Origin of the sequence: Serratia sp. CY43202, assembly GCF_052168755.1 — a bacterium.
In the GTDB taxonomy this organism is placed as follows: Bacteria; Pseudomonadota; Gammaproteobacteria; order Enterobacterales; family Enterobacteriaceae; genus Serratia; species Serratia bockelmannii.
The window spans coordinates 309,104-327,824 of the sequence record NZ_JBJNMB010000001.1 but is presented as its reverse complement, the minus strand read 5'-3'; the positions used below and the strand labels follow the sequence as shown (position 1 = coordinate 327,824).

General features: G+C 60.0%; 17 protein-coding genes. 7 read left to right on the top strand and 10 right to left on the bottom strand.

All coding sequences use genetic code 11. From position 1 onward, the window contains the following. Positions 1-4: 4 nt before the first annotated feature. The 7 genes from ACJ8J5_RS01585 to ACJ8J5_RS01555 all read right to left on the bottom strand — a co-directional run bounded on the left by ACJ8J5_RS01585 (position 5) and on the right by ACJ8J5_RS01555 (position 7,417). Positions 5-994 carry an ABC transporter permease gene (locus ACJ8J5_RS01585; protein WP_033655114.1) on the bottom strand — a complete coding sequence of 330 codons (990 nt, stop codon included), beginning with the start codon at positions 992-994 and terminating at the stop codon, positions 5-7. Beyond that, complete coding sequence (locus ACJ8J5_RS01580; protein WP_414105088.1) at positions 991-2,481, bottom strand: sugar ABC transporter ATP-binding protein; 1,491 nt, start codon at positions 2,479-2,481, stop codon at positions 991-993. The genes ACJ8J5_RS01585 and ACJ8J5_RS01580 overlap by 4 nt, the downstream gene beginning before the upstream one ends. A gap of 54 nt (positions 2,482-2,535) precedes the next feature. Next, positions 2,536-3,453 (bottom strand): ABC transporter substrate-binding protein, encoded by a 918-nt coding sequence (locus ACJ8J5_RS01575; RefSeq protein WP_414105087.1) that lies wholly within the window; start codon positions 3,451-3,453, stop codon positions 2,536-2,538. Between the two features lie 135 nt (positions 3,454-3,588). Beyond that, a complete protein-coding gene (locus tag ACJ8J5_RS01570; RefSeq protein ID WP_016927009.1) occupies positions 3,589-4,656 on the bottom strand; it encodes an erythritol/L-threitol dehydrogenase in 1,068 nt (355 codons plus the stop codon). Between the two features lie 354 nt (positions 4,657-5,010). Further along, positions 5,011-5,328, bottom strand: a complete 318-nt coding sequence (tmaR, locus tag ACJ8J5_RS01565) for a PTS system regulator TmaR (RefSeq protein WP_004935612.1) — start codon at positions 5,326-5,328, stop codon at positions 5,011-5,013. 159 nt (positions 5,329-5,487) lie between these two features. Next, on the bottom strand, positions 5,488-6,555 hold the full coding sequence (locus ACJ8J5_RS01560) for an FUSC family protein (RefSeq protein WP_025303520.1): 1,068 nt from the start codon (positions 6,553-6,555) through the stop codon (positions 5,488-5,490). Positions 6,556-6,649: 94 nt separating this feature from the next. Further along, positions 6,650-7,417, bottom strand: a complete 768-nt coding sequence (locus ACJ8J5_RS01555) for an N-acetylmuramoyl-L-alanine amidase (RefSeq protein WP_025303521.1) — start codon at positions 7,415-7,417, stop codon at positions 6,650-6,652. Between the two features lie 176 nt (positions 7,418-7,593). Between ACJ8J5_RS01555 and ACJ8J5_RS01550 the strand changes: the two genes are divergently transcribed. Next, positions 7,594-8,340, top strand: coding sequence for a S24 family peptidase (locus tag ACJ8J5_RS01550; RefSeq protein ID WP_019453597.1), 747 nt, complete (start codon positions 7,594-7,596; stop codon positions 8,338-8,340). Between the two features lie 34 nt (positions 8,341-8,374). Here the strand turns inward: ACJ8J5_RS01550 and ACJ8J5_RS01545 are convergent, their stop codons facing one another. Beyond that, a complete protein-coding gene (locus ACJ8J5_RS01545) occupies positions 8,375-9,490 on the bottom strand; it encodes an SDR family oxidoreductase (protein WP_414105090.1) in 1,116 nt (371 codons plus the stop codon). Positions 9,491-9,748: 258 nt separating this feature from the next. Between ACJ8J5_RS01545 and ACJ8J5_RS01540 the strand changes: the two genes are divergently transcribed. From ACJ8J5_RS01540 to sbcB, 3 genes are all read left to right on the top strand, one after another. Beyond that, entirely contained in the window at positions 9,749-9,955 is a 207-nt protein-coding gene (locus tag ACJ8J5_RS01540) for a hypothetical protein (protein WP_043136378.1), read from the top strand. Positions 9,956-10,009: 54 nt separating this feature from the next. Beyond that, on the top strand, positions 10,010-10,198 hold the full coding sequence (locus ACJ8J5_RS01535) for a DNA polymerase III subunit theta (protein ID WP_025303524.1): 189 nt from the start codon (positions 10,010-10,012) through the stop codon (positions 10,196-10,198). A gap of 90 nt (positions 10,199-10,288) precedes the next feature. Continuing rightward, complete coding sequence (gene sbcB, locus ACJ8J5_RS01530; protein ID WP_414105086.1) at positions 10,289-11,716, top strand: exodeoxyribonuclease I; 1,428 nt, start codon at positions 10,289-10,291, stop codon at positions 11,714-11,716. Positions 11,717-11,787: 71 nt separating this feature from the next. On the opposite strand, the gene ACJ8J5_RS01525 is transcribed toward sbcB, so the two are convergent. Continuing rightward, positions 11,788-13,155 carry an APC family permease gene (locus ACJ8J5_RS01525; protein ID WP_025303526.1) on the bottom strand — a complete coding sequence of 456 codons (1,368 nt, stop codon included), beginning with the start codon at positions 13,153-13,155 and terminating at the stop codon, positions 11,788-11,790. A gap of 535 nt (positions 13,156-13,690) precedes the next feature. Then, the gene (locus ACJ8J5_RS01520) at positions 13,691-15,109 is read right to left on the bottom strand and encodes a glutamine synthetase family protein (RefSeq protein ID WP_060433627.1); all 1,419 of its coding nucleotides are present in this window, start codon (positions 15,107-15,109) and stop codon (positions 13,691-13,693) included. A 395-nt stretch (positions 15,110-15,504) separates the two neighbouring features. Between ACJ8J5_RS01520 and puuR the strand changes: the two genes are divergently transcribed. The 3 genes from puuR to ACJ8J5_RS01505 all read left to right on the top strand — a co-directional run bounded on the left by puuR (position 15,505) and on the right by ACJ8J5_RS01505 (position 18,721). Continuing rightward, positions 15,505-16,062: an HTH-type transcriptional regulator PuuR gene (gene puuR / locus ACJ8J5_RS01515; RefSeq protein WP_025303528.1), complete on the top strand. Its 558-nt coding sequence runs from the start codon at positions 15,505-15,507 to the stop codon at positions 16,060-16,062. A 155-nt stretch (positions 16,063-16,217) separates the two neighbouring features. Continuing rightward, positions 16,218-17,729 (top strand): sugar ABC transporter ATP-binding protein, encoded by a 1,512-nt coding sequence (locus tag ACJ8J5_RS01510; protein WP_414105085.1) that lies wholly within the window; start codon positions 16,218-16,220, stop codon positions 17,727-17,729. Then, positions 17,726-18,721, top strand: coding sequence for an ABC transporter permease (locus ACJ8J5_RS01505; protein ID WP_099817478.1), 996 nt, complete (start codon positions 17,726-17,728; stop codon positions 18,719-18,721). Before ACJ8J5_RS01510 ends, ACJ8J5_RS01505 begins: the two co-directional genes overlap by 4 nt.

Genomic DNA, 18,721 nt, shown 5'->3' with positions numbered 1-18,721 from the left:
CCTCCTATTTGCGCCGCACGGAGCTGAGGTAGATGGCGGCCAGGATGATGCCGCCCTTCACCACGTTCTGGATATACGGCGACACGTTCATCAGATTGAGGCCGTTGTTGAGCACCCCGAGCATCATCGCCCCCACCAGCGTGCCGACGATGGCGCCGCGCCCGCCGGAGATCGCCGCACCGCCCAGCACTACGGCGGCGATAGCGTCCAGCTCGAAGCCTTCGCCGGCGTTAGGCTGCCCGCTCATCAGGCGCGAGGTCAGCACCAGCCCGGCCAGCGCGGCGGTCAGGCCGCTGATCACGTACACCAGCATCTTGTAGCGCGGCACGCGGATGCCGCTCAGGCGCGCCGCCTCTTCGTTGCCACCCATCGCGTAGACGTAGCGGCCGAACGGCAGCTGGTTGAGCATCAGCCAGGCCAGCACGTACACGCCGAGCATGATCAGGATCGGCACCTGAATGCCCAGCACCGTGCCGCGGCCGAAGAAGGAGAAAACGTCGGGCAGGCCGGAGATCGGGTAGCCGCCGGTATAGAGCAGCGCCAGGCCGCGGGCGATGCCCATCGACGCCAGGGTGACGATGATCGGCGGCATGCGCAGGTAGGCGATGCAGGCGCCGTTGGCCAGGCCGAACAGCGCGCCGACCGCCAGCGCCGCCACCATCGCCAGCGGAATGGGCACCGCCGCCAGCATCAGCCCGGCGGCGACCGAACCGGCCAGCGCCATCACCGGCCCCACCGAGAGATCGATGCCGCCGGTCAGGATGGCGCAGGTCATGCCCACCGCGATGATGGCGTTGATCGACACCTGGCGCGCCACGTTGGTCAGGTTGTTGACGCTGAGGAAGCTGTCGTTCAACAGGCTCATCAGCACGAACAGGATCACAAAGCCGATAAACGGCAAGACCGCCGGGTGATGCAGCAGTTTTTCCCAGCGCTTGCCGAGGCTGGGGCCGGCGGCGCGGCGCGCCACGGCGGGTTGTTCAATTCCGATCATAAGGCACTCCCGGTCGCGTGAAGCATGATGTGGTTGGATTCGATGTCGTCGCCGGTCAGCTCGGCGACGATGTGGCCGCCGCGAAACACCAGCACGCGGTCGCACACGCCGATGATCTCCGGCAGTTCGGAGGAAATCATGATGATGGAGATGCCCTGCTGGGTCAGTTGCTGCATCAGCTGGTAGATCTCGGCCTTGGCGCCCACGTCGATGCCGCGCGTCGGCTCGTCGAAGATCAGGATGTTGCAGTCGTTGTTGAGCCAGCGGGCGATCACCACCTTCTGCTGGTTGCCGCCGCTCAGGGTGCTGACGGCGGTCTCAGCGTCCGGGGTTTTCACCCCCACGGCGCGGATCAGCCGCTGCACCACGTCGCGATCCTTGCGGGCGCTGACGAAGATCTTGCCGCGCCGGTGGTGCCGGTTGAGGGTGACGTTCTGCGCCACCGAAAACGGCAGCACCAGGCCCTCGGTTTTGCGGCTCTCCGGCAGCAGGCCGATGCCCTGCGCCAGCGCCTGCGCTGGGGAGCGCAGCGCCGCCGGTTGGCCACCGAGGCTAACGCGTTTGCGGTGGCAGCGGCTGGCGCCGATCAGCGCCGAGACGGTCTCGGTGCGCCCGGAGCCCACCAGCCCGGCGAAGCCGAGGATCTCGCCCTTGTGCAGGTGAAAACGGTCGGTCGCGCCGTGCTTCTCGCGCTGGATCTCCGCCTCCAGCAGCACCGTCGCGGTATCGACCGGGTGCTGTTTCACCGGGAAGGCGTTCTCGATTTTGCGCCCGACCATCAGCCGCACCAGCTCTTCCACGTTGGTGTCGCCGGTGGCCAGCGTTTCGATGTAGGCGCCGTCGCGCAGCACAGTGATGCGATCGCAGATGGTGAAAATCTCGTCCAGGTGGTGCGAGATAAACACCATGCCGACGCCCAGCAGCCGCAGATCGTTCATCACGCTGAACAGGTGCTCGGCCTCGCCTGGCGTCAGCGTGGCGGTCGGCTCATCCAGCACCAGCACCCGCGCCTCCAGCGACAGCGCCTTGGCGATCTCAACGAACTGCTGCTGCGCCACGCTCAGCTGCTCCACCGGGCAATCGAGATCGATAGCCACCGTCAGCCGCTTGAAAATGGCCTCGGCCTTGCGCCGCATCGCCTGCCGATCCAGCAGGCCCCAGCGGTTCCTGATCTCCCGGTTGAGGAAGATGTTGTCGATGGCGCTCATGTAGGGAATCAACGAGAATTCCTGAAAAATAATGCCGACCCCGGCCTCGATCGCCTGGCGATAGTTGTTAAAGCGGCGCTGCTCGCCGTCGATAAAAATATCGCCCTCGTCCGGCTGATAGATACCGCACATGATTTTCACCAGCGTCGATTTGCCGGCGCCGTTTTCGCCCAGTAGGGCGTGCACCTCGCCGCGTTGAATGGCCAGATCGATGCCGTCCAGCGCCTTCACGCCGGGAAAGCTCTTTTTTATTCGCTTCAGTTCCAGTAAAGGTGTCACCGCATTGCCCTCCGCGCCGAACGCCCCGCCGCAGCGGGGCGAACCCGGCCGCTGTTACCAGCTAAAGCCGGCCGCATTGCTGCGGTCGATCAGCTTCACTTTGACCGGCACGGTTTTCGGCACCGTGGCGCCCCAGTAGCGGGCCAGCGCAATGCCGAGCGCAATGCGCAGCTGGTCGCGCGGGAACTGCGCCGAAGTGGCGATGAACGGCGAATTCGGCTTGAGGATCTCTTTGATGGCTTCCGGCTGGCCGTCGACGCTCACCAGCTTGACCTTGGCGCCGTTGCTTTCGATCGCCGCCAGGGCGCCGAGCGCGCCGACGTCGTTGACGCTGAAGATGCCCGCCAGATCCGGCGCCGACTGCAGCATGTTTTCGGTCACGGTCAGCGCGGTGTCGCGCTCCTGCTTGCCGTTTTGCTTGGTGACAATCTTGATGTCGGGGTATTTTTTCATCGCCGCTTCAAAGCCGCGCACGCGCTCCAGGATCGGCACCACCGGGATGCCGTCGAGGATCGCCACCTTGCCTTTGCCGCCCAGCGCTTTCGCCAGGTATTCGCCCGCCTGGAAGCCGGCGTCGTAGTTTTCCGAGCCGACGAACGAGTCGAGCGGCCCTTCGGCCTGCGCGTCGATCGCCACCACCACCGCGCCGGCCTTATGGGCGGAGATCACCGCCGACTGCACCCCCACCGAATCGGTCGGGTTGATCAGCAGGATATCCACCTTCTTCTGCAGCATGTCTTCCACATCACCGATCTGTTTGGCAACGTCATGGCGCGCATCGGCCACGTACACCTTGGCGCCGATATCCGCCGCCGCCTGATCCAGCACCTGCTTCATGGTGACGAAGTAGTCGTTGTTCATTTCCTGGAACGACATACCGATAGTGATTTGCTTGGCCAGCGCCCCATGGCTGGCCGCCAACATTCCACCGGCGACGATAAAAGGCAGGGTCTTTTTGAATAATGAAAACATAGCCAATTCTCCTGTAGGGAAGCTTCTTGTTGTGGTTATCAGAGCAACAGCATGTCTTTACGTTTGGCCGACCGGCCGGCCCCCCATTGCGAACGGGCCGGCGATCGTGACTGCAACAGCGGTACGGCGGGAGGGTCAGGGAACCAGGATCACCTTGATGGAGTCGGTCGAGTCCGCCAGGGCGAAGGCTTCGTCCCAGTCGTTCAATGAATAGCTGTGGGTAACCACGCCGTTGGAAGTCACCAGCCCGCGCTCGAACAGATCGATGGCGATTTCATAGCTGTAGGGCGCCAGGTGCGCGCCGCGAATGTCCAGCTCCTTGCGATCGCCGATGATGGACCAATCGACGGTGGTTTCCTTACCGAACACGCTGAACTCCACGAAGCGGCCCAGCTTGCGGATCATCTGCAGCCCCTGGGTGACGCCGATCGGCGCGCCGGTGGCCTCGATGTACACGTCGCAGCCGTAGCCGCCGGTCAGCGATTTGACGATCTGGTCGGCATCTTCCTTCAGCGGGTTGATCACCACGTCGGCGCCGAACTCCTTCGCCAGCGCCAGCCGCTCGTCGATGGCATCGATCACGATCAGTTTCTTCGGCGTTTTCAGGCGCGCCACCTGCACCATGCACAACCCGAGCGGCCCGGCGCCGGCCAACACCACTACGTCGTCCAGCTGGATGTCGCCGCGCGCCACGGTGTGGATGGCGCAGGCCATCGGCTCAATCAGTACCGCGTCTTCATGGCTCAGGCTTTCCGGGATCTTGTGCACGATGGCGTTCTCGGAAAAACGCATGTATTCCGCCATGCCGCCCTCCGCCACGTCTTTCTGGAAGCCGTAAATGTTATGCGTCTCACACATCCAGTAGCTGCCGGATTTGCAGTAGCGGCACTCCCAGCACGGCACGATCTGCTCGGCGATCACCCGCTCGCCGATCCGGTATTTGCCTTCCGCGCCCTCGCCCAGCGCGGCGATGCGGCCGTAGAACTCATGCCCCGGCACCACCGGCGGTTTGACCCACGGGTTCTCCCCCCAAAACATCTGCGCGCCGTTCTTGCATTTGCAGTCGCCGGCGCAGATGCCGCAGCCTTCCACCTTGATCACCAGCTCGCGCGCCTTCGGCAGCGGCGTAGGCACCTGTTCGAAACGATAATCCTGCGGGCCGTGGCAAACGACCGCGCGCATTTTTTCCGGCAACTGGCTCATCTCTTCCTCCAATACACTCGTTAAACGCTTGAATTTTCTTAATGTTGACGTTGTCATTTTTATCCAACAAAAAACAAGTAACGAAACAACATGATAAATTTCAATGAATTAATCATCAAACATCCCGAAAACTCAAAATGACAACGTGAACATTGATCGACATATAACCAAAGCTGCAAAAATAATTGTTTGAGCAAAATCACAGTTCGTTAACATTGCGGCTAAAAATGCTACAAATGCGGATCGCGATCCCATTTAAAGGATCGATGAGGATCGGGAGATGATCGAAACGGCGGGAAGAAGATGATTGGCAGGAATGCGGGCCAGGCATCGCACCCGGCCCGATAAAGCGGGTTACTTCACTTCGCCCATCGCTTTCAGCTTTTTGGACAGCTCGCGGCGCTCTTTGGACAGATCGGCATTTTTGATGATGTAGTCATCAACGCGATCTTCGTAGTCGCTGCGCATGTTGGCGATGATGCCCTGAATGTCTTCAATGCTCATGCCGGGCTTGATGTACTCGCTCAGGTTGTCGAGCAGCAGCACGCGCTTCTGGTTATCACGAATTTTCTTTTCGTTGTCGACGATCTCGCGTTGCAGTTTGTTTTTGCGGCGGAACATACGCACAAACTCCAGCACGTCCTGGAAACTCGGCTTATTTGCATTATCCATCTTTATACCCTTGCTTTAGTAATACACAGATTCATTTGCTTACGGCCACATGGCACCAAGATACAGGTTTGTGGCGGTCCGGCACAACAGTGATTGCCTTATCTTACCCACTTTGCCCCGGCGGCCAAAACCCAAAGCGCCGCCTTCATGATCTGACCCCTATTCACGCCCGGCGGCGGTACAAACCTGGAGCAGATCCCCCAACTCTTCCAACTGCTGCGCCAGCTCCATGCTGAGCCAAACGTAGCCGTAAATCGGCGCTTCGCCGTGCTGGCCGAGGCTGACCTCCTGCATCAGCGTTTTCAGCTCGCCGGCGATCTCCGCCAACTGCCCCGCCACCGCCTGCCGCTGCGCCTGCGGCCCTTCGCGCATCAGCACCGCCAGCGATTCCAGCGAGCTCAGCGTCAGCAGTTGGGTACTGCGCAGCGTGCGGGCGTTCAACATGATGAAGTGCGTTTCGCGCGAGGCCCAGTAGGCGTCGGCCATCAGCTCCAGTGTACACACCAAATTGCGGCTGAGGGTTTGCACCGCCTCGAACACCGCTTTGGGGATGCGGGTTTCCTTGCTGGCGGGCACGATCAGGCTGCGCAGCTTCACCACCTGATTCAACAGATCCTTGAGCTGCGGCTCCAGCCGCGGCCGCTCGATAACGTTCGGCGAAAAATACGCGCCGTAGAGGCGGGCGGCGGTTTGCAGGCAGTCCGCCATTTGCATGCGCCACAGAATGTAGGCGCGCTGTGGGTAGATGCTGGTGAACAGCAGCGCCAGCAGCGAACCGAAGATCACGTCGCCGCTGCGCCACAGCGCGGTGTGCATGTCACCGGCGCCCGCGCCGCATACCACCGCCAGCGTGATCCCCACCAGCAGCGCCATATACGGCCGTTTGCCGAGCGTCAGGTAACCGCAGACGAACATCACCACGCCGCACCAAGCCAGCATCAGCGGCAGCGAATAGAGTTCCAGATACAGGGCGATCAGGCCGGACGCGGCGCCGAACACCGTGCCGGCAATGCGTTGCAGCGCCCGCTGCAGCACGTTGCCCCAAAACGAGATCGGCCCCATCACCACCACCAGGGTGATCAGCGGCCAGGTGCCTTCGGGCACCGCCAGCAGGCGGATCAGCAGAAAGGTCAGAATAAACGCCAGCCCGATGCGCACGCCGTGTACGATGCGGTAGTGGCGATAGGTCAGCAGTTCAAGGGAAGAGATTTTTCGATCGAGGCGCACGATGCCTCCGATAAAGACCAGCCAGGCCGTTATTTTAGCGGAGGAAGCCCGGCGAGGAAAAGGCGAATGAGGCGTCCCCCATTCGCGGTCAGGCTCAGGCGGCGTACTTGTCGACCAGCGCGCGCAGAACGGCGGCGGTTTCGACATCCATCACGCCGTCATACTTCTGCTGACGGAAGTGCAGCTGGAACGCGCGCACCAGCTGGCGATAGCCTTCTGCGGTGTTCGCCGCCGAGGTGTCGTAGCCATATTGGGCGAACAGTTTCAGCAAATCGGCCTGCGCCGGCAGGCCCTGGCTGCAGTATTCCTGCTGGCGCTGCTGCTTGGTCGCTTCGTCATACCAGGCGCCGACGCCGGCCTGATACAGCTGCTGCCACGGGAACTGCGGGCCCGGATCGCTCTTGCGGCCCGGCGCGATATCGGAGTGCGCCACCACGTTCACCGGCGAGATGTCCGGATAACGCTGCAGGATGTTCTGCGCCAGCTGGGTGACCGCCTCGATCTGCTGCGGATTGAACGGCGGGAAGGTGATGTTTCCACCGTCGCCGCTCGCCAGGTTAACGATCTCGATGCCGATTGAGGTGTCGTTGATATTGCTGCGGGTGCCCCACTGGCTGGTACCGGCATGCCAGGCGCGCTCGTTCTCGTCCACCAGGTTGAAAATGCGCACGCCGCTGAAGCCGGCGGCCTGATAGGTGGCCTCGGTCGGATCCGGCACCAGATAGTGCGCGCTGACCGATTTTCCGGTCAACGACTTCACCGAGTCGGCGAAGTTTTGCGCCGTGTAGTGCAGCACCAGAAAGCGCACGCGGTGGCCGAAGCTGGCGACCGATCGGTAGCTATTGTAATCAATCTTGTACATCGTAAAGTCCCTCTCTCGTTTGATTTCACTGAGCGGCCCCTCATCATGACAGGCCGCCCCGCACGGGTGAACCTTTGGCTCACTCTTTTTGTTTTAGCTAATTGCTAAATCATGCGCAAGTATTTTTTAGCAAAATCGTTATTTACCTTTTTGCTAAAGAGTGCGATCATTGCACGATGGAAACTAAAGAAATCAGGCGCAACAATCTGCGCGAATTGATGGCCCGCTACGCCCGGCAAGGCGTCAACCAGAATGAATTCGCCACGCTGGTTGAGTCTTCCGCGCCGACGCTGAGCCAAATCATCGGGGAGAAATCCTCCCGCAATCTTGGCGACAATCTGGCCAGGCGGATCGAGGCCAGGCTGAATTTGCCCAAGGGCTGGTTCGACGTGTTTCATGAAAAGCAGCTGGTGCGCCCGTTTGACAACGTGGCGGCGGAGTCGGACTTCCAGCCCGCCCGTTTAAAACCGGTGGTATGGGAAGATACCGAACAGGACAAGGAAGAGTTTGTGGAGATCCCGCTGCTGGATATTGATTTTTCCGCCGGCGACGGCTGCTACGAAATCGTCGATCGCGAGGAGTTTTCGCTGATCTTCCGCCGTTACTATCTGCACAAGATGGGGGTGGCGGTCAACGCCGCGCGCATTATCCGCATCTCCGGCTCCAGCATGGAACCGCGTCTGCAGGATGGCGACGTGGTCGGCATCAACACCGACGACACGCGCATCCGCGAGGGCAAGACCTATGCCATCCGCCACGGCAATTTGCTGCGGGTGAAGGTGCTGATCGAGCAGCCGGACGGCGGCGTCATCATCCGCTCCCTCAACCGTGAAGAGTACCAGGACGAGCATCTCAGCTATCAGCAGCGCAAGGAGCAACTGGTGGTGCTCGGCCGCGTCTTCTGGTCCTCTTCGTCCTGGTAGCAGAGCAACCTCGGGCGCCCGCTGCGCCCGGCGGTTATTTGAAGTCCACCACCATCTGCTGCTGGATAGACAACCCGCGAGTCGACTGCACGCAACCGGCGATGTAGTCGGTGAAGCGCGGCGGTTTCGGCATGCCCAGCTTGAGGATCTTCTCGTTGCTGAAACGCACGTTGAGCATGGCGAACGAGCCGTACAGGCGCATCGCCTTCAGCATCAGCCGCTCGTTGCACGGGCCGAAAATGTCTTTCAGCTGACGGCGCATTTTCACCAACGCGTCATACGTCACCTGCGCATACTCATCGCCCACCGGCGCTTTTTCCAGCGCTGCCGCCATGGCGCGGTCGATTTCGGCAAAGCTGACGCTGCGCTCTTCACCGGCGGAGATGTGATAAACGTCGTTCTCCAGCGTTTCGCTGTTCATCAGCATCAGCATCACCAGCGCATCCGCACAGTAGTCCACCGGGATCACGTCGATATTGTCCTGCAGCGAGCACATAAACTTGCGCAGCATCAGCGCCATGCCAAACACCCAGAAAATGCTGCTCGAAGGCTGGCAGCCCAGGCGGGTGTGGCCCACGACAATCGACGGACGAGCGATGGTCAGTGGCATTTGCGGGCAGCGTTGGCGCATCAGCTGTTCGATGGTGGATTTGGAACGCGTATATTCCACCAGATGCTCGGCATCTTCCTCAAATTCGCCGCTCTCCGCCACCAGCGAACCCGGTTCCGGGGAACAGGACATGGCGGTACCAACATGCAGAAAGCGTTTTAATCCCGGCACCTGCGCCATTCTTTCGGCAAAGGCCAGGGTGCCTTCTACGTTTACCTTCCAAATGAGCGGGTTATTACCAAATGAAGCAACGGCCGCACAGTTAATAACGTGCGTGACATTGTTAATACGTGCGTCAGTTAAAAATTCGGCCGGCTCGGAAAGGTCTCCCAACAATATATTTTCTATCGTAATTTTAGACAGCAGATTCGCGTCGATATTAAACTTTTCCATATTCGTGCGAATACGAGCCAATCCTTGCTGCGCATCATCGGCGCGCACCAGTAGAAGATAATTAATGGACTGATTTTCAATCAATAATTTTTCAAGAACTGCACCACCGAGAAAGCCGGTAGCGCCGGTTAACAGTAGCGTTTTCATCATTGTCACCCACATTGGTATTGAATGTGGGAGATTGTATCTGCGGATATTTAAACAAATATTAAATAGAATTACGGCGCCCAGAATCACTTTTCTTAATATTATCTTAAGGAATCTTTTGAAACATCCATCGTGGCTTTAGTAACAAAAGAACCACGCAGATTCCATGATTAATCTCTGCCGTTTAAATACCATTGATGTAGTGCCTGATTTAATTTAACGGTCAATGTTATTTCCCTTTTCGTCCGTGGAGGACTTATGACCTATAACCAAAAAATCTGGTTGGGGGTTTTACTGCTGTGCACCCTGTTTTGGGGGGCGGTGATAAGCGGCGCTTGTTCGCTGTATAACCGGGCAGATCGCCTCAATGCGCACCAGGCGCAGAGCGAGTTCGCCGCGCGCCACAGTCTGGCCCCCAGCTCGAAGCAAAGCGCGCAGGCGTCCACCTCCCCTCGGAATGGGTAGGGACAAGACCCGCTAACGATCCTATTATACCCTAAGGTTAACAGGGAGATAACGATGGTTCGAAAGCTGGATAGCTTACCGCAGGCGCAACGCGAGAAAATAGAAGCCGATTTGCTGGCCATCAGCGTGATCTACAACGAGCGCTACGGCATCGCTTCGACCCAGGCGGAAACAGAACGACAGATCCCCGACCACCTGCTCCCCTACTTTCACCAGCGGCTGGATTTCTATCGCCGTGCGTAATTGCGCGCATTTCGCTAACCGCCGCTTGGCATCGCTCCCTACGCCGTTACAATAGAGGCATATTGTATCCGCCACTGAAGAGACGCGATTTTGAGCAGCAAGGCACCGGCCACATTTTATATCCACGATTACGAGACCTTCGGCAAGAGCCCGTCGCTGGACCGCCCGGCGCAGTTCGCCGGCGTGCGCACCGATATGGATTTCAACATTATCGAAGAGCCGCTGGTCATCTACTGCGCCCCGGCCGATGACTACCTGCCGGAACCCGAGGCGGTGATGATCACCGGCATCACGCCGCAGGTGGCGCGTGCTAAAGGGGTTAACGAGGCCGAGTTCACCCGCCAAATCCATCAGGCCTTCAGCGTGGCCGGCACCTGCATTCTCGGTTACAACAACATCCGCTTCGATGACGAAGTGAGCCGCAATATCTTCTATCGCAACTTCTACGATCCCTACGCCTACAGCTGGCAAAACGGCAACTCGCGCTGGGATCTGCTGGATGTGATGCGCGCCTGCTACGCTCTGCGCCCGGACGGCATCGTTTGGCCGGAAAACGAAGACGGTTTCCCCAGCTTCCGCCTGGAACATCTGACGCGCGCCAACGGCGTCGAGCACACGCAGGCTCACGACGCGATGTCGGACGTTTACGCCACTATCGCCATGGCCAAGCTGGTCAAACAGGCACAGCCGCGGCTGTTCGATTTCCTGCTGCAGCACCGCAACAAGCACAAGCTGAACGCCCTGATCGACGTCGCCGACATGACGCCGCTGGTGCACGTCTCCGGCATGTTCGGCGCGGCACGCGGCAATACCAGCTGGGTGTCGCCGCTGGCCTGGCACCCGGACAACAAGAACGCGGTGATCATGTGCGATCTGGCCGGCGACATGACGCCGCTGTTGACGCTGAGCGCCGAGCAGCTGCGTGAACGGCTGTATACCCGCCGTGACGATCTGGCGCCGGATCAGGCACCGGTGCCGATCAAGCTGGTGCACATCAACAAATGCCCGGTGCTGGCGCCGGCCAAAACCCTGCTGCCGGAGAACGCCGAGCGGCTGGGCATCGATCGTCAGGCGTGTCTGCAAAATCTGCAGCTGCTGAAACAGCATCCGGAAGTGCGCGAGAAAGTGGTCGCGCTGTTCGCCGAAGCCGAGCCGTTCAAAGGCGCCGACGACGTCGACGCCCGCTTGTACGACGGTTTCTTTAGCGACGCCGACAAGGCGGCGATGAGGATTATCCAGCAGACCAAGCCGCAGAACCTGCCGGCGCTGGATCTGGCCTTCAGCGACGGCCGCATGAAAGAGCTGCTGTTCCGCTTCCGCGCGCGCAACTACCCGAATACGCTGGACGACGCCGAGCAGCGTCGCTGGCTGCAACACCGCCAGGAAGCGCTGAGCGCAGAGCGCGTGCAGGGTTACCTGCTGCAGCTCGAATCGCTGTATAACCTGCACGAAGGCGACAAAGAGAAAACCGCCCTGTTGAAAGCGCTGTTCGATTACGGCAAAGAGTTGGTGGGATAAACCCCGCAGCAAGCAGAAAAGGAAAAGGCCGCGAAAGCGGCCTTTTTTGTGGCTGAGGAGACGGCTCGCGCTTAGGCGGCGTCTTCGCTCGCTTGCGGCACCGGCAGACGGAAGCTGCGGGTGACGAAGGCCAGGTAGATCAAACCGATGGCCGCCCAAACCAGGCCCAGCGTCATCGAGCTGGCTTCCAGGTTGATCCACAGCGCGCCAACGGTCAGTGCGCCCATCACCGGCAGGATCAGGTAGTTAAATGTGTCCTTCACGGTGCGGTTCATCTTGTCGCGAATATAGAACTGCGAAATCACCGACAGGTTGACGAAGGTGAAGGCCACCAGCGCACCGAAGTTGATCAGCGCGGTCGCGGTCACCAGGTCAAACGACACCGCGGACAGCGCGATGGCGCCAACCAGGAGCACGTTCAGCGCCGGGGTACGCCACTTCGGATGCACATAGCCGAAGAAGCGAGTCGGGAACACGCCGTCGCGGCCCATCACGTACATCAGACGCGAAACGCCCGCGTGCGCCGCCATGCCCGACGCCAATACCGTCACGCAGGAGAACACCAGGATCACCGACTGGAAGAACTTGCCCGCCACGTACAGCATGATTTCAGGCTGTGAGGCGTCCGGATCCTTGAAGCGCGAGATGTCCGGGAAGTACAGCTGCACGAAGTAAGACACCACGATAAAGATGATGCCGCCGATCAGCGCCGTCAGGAAGATGGCTTTCGGGATCACTTTTTCCGCGTCTTTGGTCTCTTCGGACAGCGAGCTGATGCCGTCGAAGCCCAGGAACGAGAAGCACAGGATGGTCGCGCCGGTAATCATCGGCACCACGTGGGCGTTATCGGACCAGAACGGGCGGCTGCTGACCAGCGTACCGGCGCCTTCGCCGTGGTAAATACCGTTGATCACCAGGCCGAGGAACACGATCATGATCGCCACCTGCACCACCACGATGATGGAGTTCAGGTTAGCCACCAGCTTGATGCCGCGCAGGTTGAAAATCGTCATCAAGCCGACCAGCACCGCCACGAAGATCCAGGACGGTACGCCCGGGAAGATCGCTTCCAGGTAAATCTTAGCCAGCAAAATGTTGATCATCGGCATGAACAGGTAGTCCAGCAGCGATGACCAGCCCACCATAAAGCCGACGTGCGGGCTGATGGCTTTCTGGGCGTAGGTGTAAGCGGAACCGGCGGAAGGGAACTTCTTCACCAGCTTACCATAGCTCAGGGCGGTAAACAGGATCGCCAGCAGAGCGAAGGCGTACGCGGTCGCGACGTGACCATCGGTCAAGCCGGATACGATGCCGAAGGTATCGAAAATGGTCATTGGCTGCAGGTAAGCCAAGCCCATCATCACTACCGGAACTAAAGTCAGGGTTTTACGCAGTTGAGTGCGCTGAGCCGGAGCGGCGTTGATGGTGTTATCGGACATTGTTCAGCCCCCCCTTACCTTGAGCCTTGCGGATGGCGGACACGCCAAGACTTAAGGTTGCGGGGAAACTTCGCAACGAGCGACTTAATTCTAAAAGAAGGGGGTTGTAAGCTGGATAACGGGTCGAGGAAACCTCGGCTGCTCCATAGTCGCTGCGGCCACAGCGGAAACCGGCGGGCACCGGCGCTAAAGTGAAAAATTGCCCCATCTTTCTAATCCTCATGAGTCACGACCATAAAGTTTTGTTTGATCGTGCACGAAACTATTTATCTATCCGGATCGGTGTCCGGCCTCGCTTGGTGTATGAAACGCTACGTTGGTAAAACATAATGCAAAAAAAATAACCGACGCTTTCAAAACGTCGGCTATCTGCATTTGAGATATTTTGCACCAGAATGCCTCCGAATGACAAGATCCGGAAACCCTCAAATACAAATTCTTTTTGTCGATCGCACGGAAAACCAGCCCGGCAGGCGAATTATTCCGCTGCCGGCAGGCCAGTCACCCGCACATACCTCTTACTTTATACGCCCATTCAGGCATTTTTCAACATCCAGTCGATCTCGGTTTCCGTCACCCGCCGTTCAAACTGCAGCAGTTCGTCGGTCTTGCAGGCGTGATACACCTGGGTGAAACGCTCGCCCAGATAGTGCGTCAGGGCGTGCTGATGTTCAAACTCGTACAGCGCGTCGCTCTGGCGGATCGGCAGCGGCAGCCCTTCCTGCTCCAGCCCGTTGCCGGTCACCGGCTCAGGCAGCGGCAGTAGGTTGTCCAGCCCGTACAGCATGCCGGCCAGGATCGCCGCCATCACCAGATAAGGATTGGCATCGGCGCCGGCCACGCGGTACTCCACCCGGTGGTTCTCCGGTTCGCCGCAGGGAATGCGCAGCGCCACAGTGCGGTTGTTGTGGCCCCAGGCGGCCTGGATCGGCACATACATCCCCGGCTGGAAGCGCCGGTAGGCGTTGACGTTCGGCGCCAGCAGCGCCATCGACGCCGGCATCAGGGTGATCATCCCGGCCAATGCCTGTTTCAAGAGCGGCGAATCCTCGCCTTTGGCGTCGGCAAACAGGTTGTTGCCCGCACTATCCTGCATGCTGACATGCACGTGCATGCCGCTACCGGCGTAATCCTCATAGGGTTTGGCCATAAAGGTGGCGTGCATGTCGTGGTTCTCGGCCACCAGCCGCACCAGCCGCTTCAGCGCCAGCGCGTGGTCGCAGGCCAGCAGGATGTCGTCGGTATGACGCAGGTTGACCTCGAACTGCCCCGGCGACGCCTCCGCCACCGCGCCGTCCGCCGGCAGCCCCTGCAGCTTCGCCAGCGCGTCGATATCGTTCAGCACCTCGGCGAAATGGTTCAGGTTATCGACGGAGTACACCTGGCTTTGGGTGTTGCGTTCCTGAGTGCCGGGCGCACACGGCGGCTGCAGATCGCCTTCCGCGTCGCGCAGCCTATCGATGAGATAAAACTCCAGCTCTACCGCTGCCACCGGAAACAAACCGCGCTGTCGCAGCGCCTGCCACACGCGGTTCAGCACATTGCGGGGTTCAACGTCAAAGGGAGTGCCATCTTCATCCAACATGGTGAGCAGCACCTGGCCGATGTGCTCCGGATCGGCGGCTGACGGCGTCAGCGAACCGGGCACCGGCAGGCAAATGCGGTCCGGTTCGCCGAGCTCCTGCCCAAGGCCGGTCTCCTCCACCACGTTGCCAAGGATGTCCATGGCGAACACCGACGCGGGGAAGTAGCTGCCTTTTTCCAGTTTTTTTAACCCAGAGACGGGTATGCGTTTGCCGCGGAAGGAACCATTAAGATCGGTGAGAAGGATATCGACATACTGCGTGGCGGGATGGCGTTCCAAATAATGAGCAACCTCATTTTGGAACGCGCTACTTCGCCTCTCTTCATGATGCTGTGCAAAATGTTCAACTGCTGCGCTATTGGTTTGCATACGTCACCCGCCATTATGCTCTGAAGGCGCGTTGGCGCCCGTCCACCGTTCGATTCAACACATGATTGGATTTCTCGTCAGGCCGCGCCGCTGCCGGGCGCTCAAAATAACATCCACAATATGAAACATAGTATTAACAGAATGGGTTTGCAAATGTTACAATCCTGTTTGATTATTCGCCGGCGACTGCTAAATTGATAAAATATTGACCGAAAAGGCCTTACTGCCATTTTCACGTCAACTATTTTGTCCAACGCACCAAGAGTGAACATGGGCAATATATTTTCCAAACCCACCCTAACTACCGATATCATGCAGTATCGTTATCGACCAGACAGGCACCCGATAGCGATCTTCATTTCTGCCTGTCGCCCTTACCAGAAGGAAGTACCGCTATGAGCGAAGTCAGCTTGGCACCGGGCAAACGCCTGTCGCAGATCCGTCAGCAATTGGGTTTGTCACAGCGCCGGGTCGCCGAACTGTCCGGGTTAACCCACAGTGCGATCAGCACCATCGAACAGGACAAGGTCAGCCCGGCCATCAGCACGCTGCAAAAGCTGCTGAAGGTGTATGGCCTGTCGCTGTCTGAATTCTTTGCCGAACCGGAAGCCGCCGACGAACCGCGCGTGGTGATCGACGCCGAGGACCTGATTGAGATCGGCAGCCAGGGGGTGTCGATGAAGCTGGTGCACAACGGCAGCCCGACGCGCAACCTGGCGATGATGCTGGAAACCTACCAGCCCGGCACCACCACCGGTGAAAAGATCAAGCACCAGGGCGAAGAGATAGGCACCCTGCTGGAGGGCGAGATTGTGCTAACCATCAACGGCCAGAGCTACTGCCTGACCGCCGGTCAGAGTTACGCCATCAACACCGGCATTCCGCACAGCTTCAGCAATACCTCGGCGCGCATTTGCCGCATCGTCAGCGCACACACCCCTACCACCTTCTGACCGCTTCTCGCACCGGCGCAGCCTGACGCGGGTTGCGCCCCTGCCTCTCCACGTTTTTCATCGCCGTTATGCCATTTTGTTGGTTGCCAACGGCGTAATCTGTGTTACAACAGAGCAAAACAGCCATCTAAACATCTAAACGGCCTTACTACCCTATGTCAACCGCAACGCCTTCACGCCTCGAGATGCGCAATATCTCGATCGCCTTCGCCGGCTTCAACGCGCTGCAGGACGTGGACTTCACGCTGCAGGGCGGTTCAATCCATGCGCTGGTCGGCGCCAACGGCGCGGGCAAGTCGACGCTGATGGCGATCCTCTCCGGCGCCCACGATCACTACCGCGGCGAGATCCTGATCGACGGCCGGGCAGTGGAAATTCATTCCCCGCTGCAGGCGCGCCGCCACGGCATCCACGTGGTACAGCAAGAGGTCGACGTCGCGCTGATCCCCACGCTGTCGGTGGCGGAGAACATCATGCTGGACTGGCTGAACGAGCCGGGCCACTGGCTGAACTGGGCGGAGCTGCACCGCCGCGCCGCGCAGCTGCTGCAGCAATGGGCGCTGCCGCTCAACCCGCGCAGACGCCTGGCGGACTGCACGCTGGCGGAAAAACAGCAGGTGCTGCTGGCGCGCGCGCTGTCGCACCGCTGCCGTTTTCTGGTGCTCGACGAGCCGACCGCGCCGCTCGATCGCGCCGAGAGCGAGCGCCTGTTTAACGTGGTGCGCCGCCTGCAATCCGAAGGCATCGGCATCGTGTTCATTTCTCACCGCATCCACGAACTGAGCGATATTTGCGATCGGCTGACGGTGCTGCGCGACGGGCGGCGCGTCAGCGAAGACGCCATGCGCGGGCTGAGCGGCGAACAGATCGTCGAGAAGATGCTCGGCCATCGGCTGGACGACATTTTCCCGCCGCCGCGCCCGCCGCACCCTGAGCGAACGCTGCTGCAGGTGCAAGGCTTGCGCGATCGCCACAAGCTGCGCGACGTTTCGCTGCGGCTGCATGAAGGCGAAATCCTCGGCATCGCCGGGCTGGCCGGGGCGGGCAAAACCGAACTGTGCAAAGCATTGTTCGGCGCCGGCGCCGTGCAGCTCGAGCGCGGCGAACTGCGTGGGCAGCCCTGGGCGCCACGCGCGCCGCACCTGTCGGTTGAACAGGGATTGGCGCTGGTGCCGGAAGAGCGCCGCAAAGAGGGCATTTTCATCGACGAGGCGATCCCAATGAACCTGAGCGTCAGCGCCGACGACAGCTTCTCGCGCTGGAGCCTGTTCAACCGGCGGCAAGAGCTGCGCTGGGCGCGCGAGATCATGCAGCGTCTGAACATTCGCGCCTCCGGCCCGCAACAGCGGCTGGCGCGCCTGTCCGGCGGCAATCAACAAAAAGTGGCGATCGGGAAGTGGCTGCGCGGCGACGCCGAGGTGCTGATCTTCGATGAGCCGACCAAGGGCGTGGACATCAAGGCCAAGCAGGAGCTGTTCAGCCTGATCGACGGCCTGGCCCGCGCCGGTAAAGGCGTGATTTACGCCTCCGGCGAGTTCGCCGAGCTGATTGGCCTGTGCGATCGCATCTGCGTGCTGTGGGACGGCCGCATCGTGGCGGAGTTGAACGCCGCCGACATCGACGAAGAAACCTTATTGCTCTATTCCACCGGAGGAACCCCTGCGTGAGTAAAGAATTTGCCTTGCGGCCTGCGCTGCCCTGGCGCCAACAGCTGTTTGATTTCCTCTACAAGTGGGGCATGCTGCTGACCGTCGCGGCACTGATCGCCCTGTTTGGCCTGGCGTCGGACAACTTTCTCGATGCCAATAACATCATCAATATCCTGCGTTCGATCGCCATCGTGACGGTGATCGCCATCGGCGTCTCTATCTCGCTGTCGGTCGGCGGTTTCGATCTGTCGGTCGGCTCGACCGCCTCGCTGGCCAACGCGCTGGTGATTTCACTGTTCGTCTGGCACGGGTTCGGCACCACCGGCGCCATCGTGGTGACGCTGCTGCTGTGCACGCTGGTCGGCCTGTTCAACGCCCTGCTGATCGTGGTGCTCAAAATCCCCGACATGCTGGCGACGCTGGCCAGCCTGTTCGTGATCCAGGGCGTGGCGATGACCTACAGCTACGGCGGCTCCATCACCCAAAACATGGTGCTGCCGAATGGCGACATGGCGGAAGGCCTGATCCCAGAGGTGTTTTCCGCCCTCGGCCAGGTGCCGGTGATCGTGCTGATCATGTTGGCGGTCACCGTGGCGGTACAGCTGTTCCTCTCGTTGACCAAGCACGGCCGCCGGATGTACGCCATCGGCGGCAACCCCGAGGCTGCGCGTCTGTCGGGTATCCGCACCGTACGTTACAGGGTTGCCGCTTACGTCATTTCTTCCTGGCTGGCGGCGCTTGGCGGCATCTTGCTGGCGTCACGTATCGGCTCTTCGCAGGTCAATGCCGGCGGCGGCTATCTGATGGACGCGGTGGCGGCGGCCTATATCGGTTTCTCGCTGGCGGGCTCCGGCAAACCCAATGCGCTCGGCACCCTGATCGGCGCAGTGATCCTCGGCGTACTGCAAAACGGCCTGGTGATGCTGTCGGTGCCCTACTACGCCATGGATATTATCAAAGGCCTGGTGCTGGCGCTGGCGCTGGCCATCACCTACATCCAGAAACGCTGA